Annotated in this window: 7 protein-coding genes; 4 read left to right on the forward strand and 3 right to left on the reverse strand. The window is 73.4% G+C overall.

The window, feature by feature from the left end; translation table 11 throughout:
* Positions 1–55 precede the first annotated feature (55 nt).
* Positions 56–1147: a WD40 repeat domain-containing protein gene (locus AC0682_RS27880; protein ID WP_478535877.1), complete on the reverse strand. Its 1092-nt coding sequence runs from the start codon at positions 1145–1147 to the stop codon at positions 56–58.
* A 110-nt stretch (positions 1148–1257) separates the two neighbouring features.
* Here AC0682_RS27880 and AC0682_RS27885 point away from each other — a divergent pair, with 110 nt between their 5' ends.
* Positions 1258–1962, forward strand: coding sequence for a GDSL-type esterase/lipase family protein (locus AC0682_RS27885; RefSeq protein ID WP_478535879.1), 705 nt, complete (start codon positions 1258–1260; stop codon positions 1960–1962).
* Between the two features lie 530 nt (positions 1963–2492).
* Positions 2493–2870 carry a hypothetical protein gene (locus tag AC0682_RS27890; RefSeq protein WP_478535881.1) on the forward strand — a complete coding sequence of 126 codons (378 nt, stop codon included), beginning with the start codon at positions 2493–2495 and terminating at the stop codon, positions 2868–2870.
* 409 nt (positions 2871–3279) lie between these two features.
* Here AC0682_RS27890 and AC0682_RS27895 read toward each other — a convergent pair whose 3' ends face one another.
* Together AC0682_RS27895 and AC0682_RS27900 are read right to left on the reverse strand one after the other, a co-directional pair.
* The gene (locus tag AC0682_RS27895) at positions 3280–3921 is read right to left on the reverse strand and encodes a TetR/AcrR family transcriptional regulator (protein WP_478535882.1); all 642 of its coding nucleotides are present in this window, start codon (positions 3919–3921) and stop codon (positions 3280–3282) included.
* A 191-nt stretch (positions 3922–4112) separates the two neighbouring features.
* A complete protein-coding gene (locus AC0682_RS27900; RefSeq protein ID WP_478535883.1) occupies positions 4113–4706 on the reverse strand; it encodes a MarR family winged helix-turn-helix transcriptional regulator in 594 nt (197 codons plus the stop codon).
* A gap of 19 nt (positions 4707–4725) precedes the next feature.
* Here AC0682_RS27900 and AC0682_RS27905 point away from each other — a divergent pair, with 19 nt between their 5' ends.
* Positions 4726–5712, forward strand: coding sequence for a DMT family transporter (locus AC0682_RS27905; protein WP_478535884.1), 987 nt, complete (start codon positions 4726–4728; stop codon positions 5710–5712).
* A 197-nt stretch (positions 5713–5909) separates the two neighbouring features.
* Positions 5910–6692 (forward strand): DUF6585 family protein, encoded by a 783-nt coding sequence (locus AC0682_RS27910; protein WP_478535885.1) that lies wholly within the window; start codon positions 5910–5912, stop codon positions 6690–6692.
* The last annotated feature ends 93 nt before the right edge of the window (positions 6693–6785 follow it).

Raw genomic sequence — 6785 nt, forward strand, 5'->3', positions numbered from 1 at the left:
GCCCCCGCTCGCGTCAGCCCCGCCCCCGCGCGCCTCAGCCCATTCCCCCCTCGCGTCAGCCCCGCCCCGCTCGCCTCAGCCCTTCCCCCCGCTTCCGCCGGAGCGCGAACCACAGCGCCCCCACCCCGATGATGATCACGGCCCCCAGTCCCACGCTGCCCTTGCCGTCGTCCCCCTGATCGCCACCGCCCCCGCCCTGCCCCGGGCTTCCGCTCCCCGCGGGCTTCCCCTTCTCCTCGCCATCGCCCGTGCCGCCGCTCCCCTGCGGCTTTCCGGCCCCCTCGACCTCCACGCGCACGACACCGCTGCGCGCCCCCTCCGAGCCGAACATCAGGGCCGAGCCGTCCGCCGTGTACGTCACCGACTCCGCCTGCCGCTGGAACGGCGCGGCGACCGCCCGGCTCTCCCCGAGACGGCCGTTCTCGAAGGCGTACACCCGGGCGCTGAAGTACGAGCGCAGCGCCAGCGAGCGCCCGTCGGGCGAGAAGGCCCCGTCGGTCACCCACGGCACCTCGCCCACCCGGCGGAAGACGTTCATGGAGCCGGTGGTGAGCTTGCCGGGGCCCTCGTAGAGCCCGCCGCCGTTCTCGTTCTTGGAGGCGATGTAGACGCGGCCGGTCTTCGGATGGACCATCAGCGATTCGGCGTTGCGGGGGCCGTCGGCGTACTGGACGTCGTACTGGGTGGCGGTGACGGTGGTGTCCCGGAGCGTCTTCGGCTCGGGGAAGCGGTAGATCCAGACGTGGTTCCAGGTGCCGTCGAGGTTGTCCCCGATGTCACCGACGTAGATGTCCCCGTCGGGACCGATGGAGATGGCCTCCACATCGCGCGGCTCCCCGACGCCCCGCATGGTGACGGTGGCGACGGTCCTCCCGGTGCGGGAGTCGACGGCGAAGACGTAGGGGCCGTCGTCGCTGTCGTTGTGCGTCCAGTAGACGCCGGGGTGGAGGCGGCTTGCGGCGAGGCCGCTGGACTCGGTGATCCGGGGGTCCTCGATCGTGAAGTCACGGTCGGGCTCCCCGTCGGCGGCGACGGCGGGGCAGGCGGCACCCAGAAGCAGCAGGAGGGCCGCGGCGGGAACGGCAGGGCCCGCCGCTCCACGGCTCGGATACGGACGTGCCGCTCGACGGCTCGGATACGGACGCATGGCCCAAGTGTCCACGGTCGCGGGGCCCGGGGCGGCCGCCCCGGATCCGGGGACCCACCGTGTCCATCGTCACGTCGCAGGCCACAGCCGTGATCGGCCATGATGACGCCATGCGTTTTCTCCCGGTCGGCGACTCCATGACCATCGGCGCCACCGGCGACTTCACCTGGCGCTACCGGCTGTGGCAGCACTTCGAGGCGGTCTGCCCGGCCTCGTACGAGATCGTCGGCCCGCGGACGACGCTGTACGACCCCGGGGCGGGCGCCCCGCTCTCCCACGCGTACGCCGACCCGGCCTTCCCGCCCGCCGCTCGCCGGCATCTCGCGGGGTGGGGCGAGGGGTGGCTGCACATGGCCCCGGTCATCGCGGACGCGGTGCGCGAGGCGGAGGCGGACGTGCTGCTGGTCTCGCTGGGCCTGATAGACCTCGGCTTCTACACGGACGCCGGGCAGACGGCGGCCAACGCCCGCGCGTTCATCGAGGCGGCCCGCACGGCGAACCCGCGCATCCGGATGGTCCTGCTCCCGGTGATACCCAACATCCGGGCCGAGTCGGACGCCCCCTTCGCCGCCTCCTGCGCCCGCTTCAACGCACTGCTGGCCCGGGCCGCCACCGACCTGGACTCCCCTGCCTCCCCGCTCCTGCTGGCCCCCACCCCGCCGGGCTACGACATCCACACGGACACGTACGACGGCACGCACCCCGGCCCGACCGGCGAACACCTCCTGGCCGCCGCCTTCGCCGACGCCCTCCACCGGGCGTGGAGGGTGGGGGGCCCGTACGCAGGACAGCACGCGACTGCCGTCCCGGCCTGATTGGCGCCGCCCCGGCAGCCCTGCACCCCGGCGACCCGACGGCCCTGCGGCCTGGGCCCCGCCGCCACCGAGGGCGGCTCCGACCGCCGGAAGTCCCGGCTCCGGAGGGCTCCTCGCGCCTGCTCGGGCAGCTCCGCCACCCCCGTGCGGTCCGGAGTCCGCGGCGCGTGCGGCCGTACCCTCCTGGCCGGCACGGTCACGCTCCGGGAAGATGCCGAGGAATCCGGCCAAGAACCCGCGCGGTGACATGATCACGACACGAAAGTGGTGAACGACCAGGGAAAGCGACGCACCGCTCCGGGCCCTTGGGCCCGCTCGACCAGCCGCCGGTGATCTACCGGCCATTGCCCCACTTCCGGAGATGTCGGCTGCCCAGATGCCCGCACCCCCGATTCCGGCCCGGACGACGCGGAGAGCCGCCGCCCCCTCGCTCGTTGGCCAGTACATGACTAACCGAGCGGACCGACGGCGGCTAGCGTTTTTCGTGCTGGATGTCCCAGCACACCATGTCCAACAGGGGGATTCTTCACATGGGATTGAGAGCCAAGGCCATCACGACCATCGCGGCGGGCATGCTGGCCGCCGCCATGTCCGCGCCCGCCGCCGCGGCGACAGCGCCCGTCGAACGGCAGGCCCCGGTGGCGGCGTCCGACGTGATCGCCGCCAACACGACGGTCACCACGTGGACCCAGGCGAACGTCCGCAGCTGCGCGTCCAACCAGTGCACCCTGAAGTACACCGTCAGCGCCGAGACCAAGCTGAACGCCATATGCTGGGCCAACGGCCAGCATGTGACGGCGTACGGCGTCTCCCACAACAAGTGGGTCAAGCTCGGCTCGGGCACGAGCTGGATCTGGGGCGGCCTGCTGAAGGGGAACCAGACGGGCAACGTGCCCAACCAGTGCTGAAATCCCTCCGGGTGACGGGTTCCCGCACTGACGGGGAACCGGACCGGCCGGTGCCGGACAGGCGCCCGCCTCACCCTGAGTGAGCAGACCGGAGCGAGCAACCGTCGCACCACGGAGGCCACCGGCCGCGTACGCCCCCGCCCAGGGGCCCCGCCGGTGGCCTGCCGCGTTCCCGGCACCCGTTCCCGATACGCGCCCCCGGCGCACCTTCCCGGCACGCGTCCCCGGCACACCACCCCGATACGCGTCCCCGGCGCACCTTCCCGGCACGCGTCCCCGGCGCACCTTCCCGGCACGCGTCCCCGGCGCACCTTCCCGGCACGCGTCCCCGGCGCACCTTCCCGGCACGCGTCCCCGGCGCACCTTCCCGGTATGCCCCCGGAGACGGGCACAGCGGGCGGCAGCCCCCTCACCCCACCCGCTGCGACCCCAGCATCGTCAGCGCCAACTCCGTCAGCTCACCCGACACCTCCTCCGGACGCGCCCGGCGGCTGCGGCGGGTGTGGTGGGCCATCAGTTCGTGGACCGTGCCGACCATGACCATGACGTCGACACGGTGGTCCCGGTCCTCCGCCTCGCCCCGCTCCACCGCCCGCTCCGCCTCGCCCGTCAGGAACTCCGTCCACAGCGCCCGCCAGAGCTTGCAGTGCTCGTCGACCACCGCGCTGACACCGAGCACCTCGACGAAGGTCACCCGGGCCTCGCGCGGATCGCGGGTGACGGCCCCCACGTACGCGTCGAAGAGGCGCCGGACCCGCTCGGCGATCGAGCACTCGTCGATCCCCTCGGTGCGCAGTTCGGCCTCCATGGCCCGCAGGCCGATGGTGGTGACCCGGTTGTGCAGAGCGACGAGCAGCCCCTCACGGGTCCCGTACTCCTGCCGGAGCACCTCGGGTGTGACGCCGGCCGCTTCGCAGAGGTCCGCCTCGGAGGTCTCCCGGTAGCCGACGACCCCGAACAGCTCCCGTGCCGCGTCCAGCAGTCGCTCCCTCGCCTGGGTACGGGCCTGGTCACCGGGCCCCGTCCGCTGAACCGCCCAGCCATCCGCCACCGGTCCTCCTACAGCGCAAGGTGCGGGAGAGGGCCTCGGCACCTCTGCACGAACCGCCGCCCCATTGTGCGCGCCCCGGGAGCCGCGGAAGAGCCGCGCCACACCCGTACGGGGGAATGCCCGCACGCCGAAACGCTTCTTCTCGGCGCGTCCCGAAGAGGGATCGAAACGGAGTTTGAGTGGGGCCTCACTCACATCCGCGGCGGGGACGCGCCGCGATGCGCCCGACGGCGGGCCTCCGTCGCCGCCGGCGGCTCCATCCTCCCCAGCCACGCCGTCAGCAGCCGCTCCAGCTCCGCCGCCTCCCCCGGGTCCAGCGCGTCCAGCAGGTCGCGCTCGTTGCGCATGTGGTCGGTGAAGGCCCGGTCGATCAGGGACCGGCCCGCCGGGGTGAGCGCGACCACCCGCCCCCGGCCGTCCGCCGCCGAGCGGCGCCGGTCCACCAGGCCTGCCCGCTGGAGGCGGTCGATCCGCTTGGTCATCGCCCCTGTGGTGACCATCGTGTGCGCGGCCAGCTCACCCGGTGCCCGCTCGAAGGGCTCCCCGGCCCGGCGCAGCGCGGCCAGCACGTCGAACTCGCCCTCGGAGAGGCCGTGGGCCGCGTAGACGGCGTCGAGGCGGTCGGTCAGGAGGCGGCCCAGGCGGTGCATCCGGCCGATGACCGCCTGCGGGGACACGTCCACGTCCGGCCGCTCCCGCGCCCACTCGGCCTGGATACGGGCCACATGGTCGAGACCCGCGCGCTCCACCACCTCGTCCGGGTCCTCCCGAAAATTACCTTCCATAGAAGGCATAATAGCTTCCATGGAAGGTAATTTGAAATGGTCGCTGGTCACGGCGGTGGCCCCCGTCGCCTGGGGCACGACGTACTTCGTCACCCGCGAGTATCTGCCCGAGACCCATCCCCTGTACGGCGCCGCCTTCCGCGCGGTCCCCGCCGGGCTGCTGCTCCTGGCGCTCTGCCGCAAACTGCCGCGGGGGAGCTGGTGGTGGAAGTCCCTGGTGCTCGGCGCCCTGAACATGAGCGGCTTCTTCGCCCTCGTCTACGTGGCGGCGCAGCGCCTCCCCACCAGCCTGGCGTCGATCATCATGGCGCTCGCACCCCTGTTCATGATGGTGCTCGCCTGGCCGCTGGTCGGCGAGCGTCCCGGCTGGAAGCACCTCGCCGGGGCCACGACCGGGGTGGCGGGCGTCTGCCTGATGGTCTTCACGGCCGCCGGTTCGGTGGACGCCTTCGGCGTGCTGGCCTCCGTCGGGGCCATGGCGATGTCCTCGTACGGCTATGTCCTGGCCAAGCGGTGGAGCGGCGGGGTGGACGTGCTCGCCGCCACCAGCTGGCAGTTGCTCGGCGGCGGGCTGCTGCTCCTGCCGTGCGCGGCCCTGGTGGAGGGGGCGCCACCCGTGCTCGACGGGCCCGCGCTGCTCGGCTTCGGCTACCTCGCCGTGGTGGCGACGGCCGTCGCGTTCGCCGCCTGGTTCCTGGGGCTGAAGCACCTGCCCGCGGGGACCGTCGGCCTGCTGGGGCTGCTCAACCCCGTGACGGGGGTGCTGCTGGGGCTGCTGCTCGCCGGTGAGACCCTCTCGGGGCGGCAGGTCATCGGCCTCGTGCTCACGCTGTGCGGGGTCGTGCTCGGCCAGCGGGCGGCCCGGACACCGGCACCACCGCCCGAGGCCCCCGAACCGTCCGAGCCCCCCGAGCCGTCCTCTCCCGCTCCCTCTTCCCCTTCTCCCCCTTCCTCTTCCTCTTCCGCTTCCACCGAGCGCCCCTCCCGCATCGACCCCTCACCGTGAACCGACCGGGCCGAGCAGCAGCACCGCTCCTGGCGGGGGCGCTACGGGCCCTTGTGCAGGCGCAGTTGACCGTACGGCGCTGCCCCGCACCGCGATCCGTCCGGACCGGGACCGGCCGGGTGCCCGCAGGGTACGGCGGCCCGGGGCCGCTGTCGGGATAATCGGCGCGCATCGCCGCCGCAAGGGGAGGAATGCCAGTGACATCGGAAGGGACGTCGGGGGCGCGGACGCCGGAGCAGGGGGGCCCGGACGCCCCGGACGGGCTGGGCTCGCCAGTGGCCGTGTTCGACGGCTCGAAGAAGGGTGCGTCCCGCAACACGCTGCTGGGCACGGGAGCCGGGGCCCTGGTGACGGTGCCGCCGCTGGTCGTCGGCCTCATGGAGGGTGTTCCGCCCCTCATCCTGCTCGGGGGGACCGGAGTCGTCCTCACCGCCCTGCTCACGGCGCGCTCCCTGCTCAGGCTACGGAGCGAAGGCGCCCAGCGGGTGCAGCTGCACGAGCGGGGCCTGATCCATCACGTCGGCGACCGGGCCGAGCAGGTGCTCTGGACGGACGTCCAGGAACTCACGGTGTTCGGGCAGACGATCACCGTCAACGGGGCGGCGGTGGGCGGCGTCAGCGGCTGCTACCTGGAGCGGCCCGACGGGCACAAGGTGATCCTGACCTCGCACCACCTGACCGGGGTGGAGAGGCTCGTGCCGCAGATCGTCACCTCGGTCACCGAAGCCCAGGTCCCCCCGGCCCTCGACCGCATCCGAGGCGGGGGACAGGTGGCCTTCGGCGACGTGCACGTGGACGAGGAGGGCGTGGTCGCCTCGGGCCGCCGACTGGTGTGGTCGCAGATCGGAACCGTCGATGCCGACCAGGGCAAGGTGACCGTCCGGGACGGGGCCGGGGGCAGATGGCTGCGCAAGGACGTGATCCTCTTCCCCAACCTGCCGCTGTTCCTCACCCTGGTGGGCCTCCACGCCCCCCGGTGAGCCGCCGCCCGGGGGGGGGGGGGGGGGGGCCGGGGGGAGGGGGGGGGGGGGGGGGGGGGGGGGGGGGGGGGAGGGGGGGGGGGGGGGGGGGGG

The sequence above is a fragment of the Streptomyces sp. NPDC043746 genome, assembly GCF_056436485.1.